The organism is Paraburkholderia sp. SIMBA_027 (assembly GCF_046535315.1).
In the GTDB taxonomy this organism is placed as follows: Bacteria; Pseudomonadota; Gammaproteobacteria; order Burkholderiales; family Burkholderiaceae; genus Paraburkholderia; species Paraburkholderia tropica.
The window spans coordinates 1-689 of the sequence record NZ_JAWRWY010000075.1 but is presented as its reverse complement, the minus strand read 5'-3'; the positions used below and the strand labels follow the sequence as shown (position 1 = coordinate 689).

The following is a 689-nucleotide window of genomic DNA, read 5'->3' as shown; positions in this document are numbered from 1 at the left end:
CCCTACGGCGGCAGCTGGTACAGCGAAAACAACGTGCTGGCCAGCGCCTCGTGGGATCTGGACCTCTGGGGCAAGAACCGTCAGCGACTCGCGCAGGCGGTCTCCGCGCAGCGCGCCGCCGAAGCCGAGATGCAGCAGGCCCGCATCACGCTCGCCGCGTCGGTCGCGCGCACCTATAACCAGCTCGCCCAGCTCTACGCGCTGCGCGACATCGCCGCGCGCGAAATCGACAACCGCAAGACCATCGGCAACATCACGAATGGCCGCGTGGTCGCGGGCCTCGACACTAACGTCGAGCGTCAGACCGCGAACGGCAACATCGCGACGAGCCAGGCGAATCTCTCGCAGATCGACGGCCAGATCGAAACCGTGCGCTATCAGCTCGGCGCGCTGCTCGGCAAGGGTCCGGATCGCGGTCTGCAGATCGCCAATCCGATGCTCAATCCGGTGGCCAGCGTCGCGCTGCCCGACAACCTGCCCGCCGATCTCGTCGCGCGCCGCCCGGACATCGTCGCCGCGCGCTGGCAGGTCGAAGGCGCGATGCACGACGTCAAGGAAGCGAAGGCCGAGTTCTATCCCGACGTGAATCTCGCGGCGGGCTTCGGCTTCGATGCCTTCGGCTGGGGCAAATTCCTCAACTTCACGAGCCGCCAGATGAACATCGGCCCGGCCGTGCATCTGCCGATCTT

General features: G+C 66.8%; 1 protein-coding gene. It reads left to right on the top strand.

The genetic code is table 11. From position 1 onward, the window contains the following. Positions 1–689, top strand: a 689-nt coding sequence (locus tag SB764_RS38190) for a TolC family protein (protein WP_410866488.1), incomplete at both ends; no start/stop codon positions are given.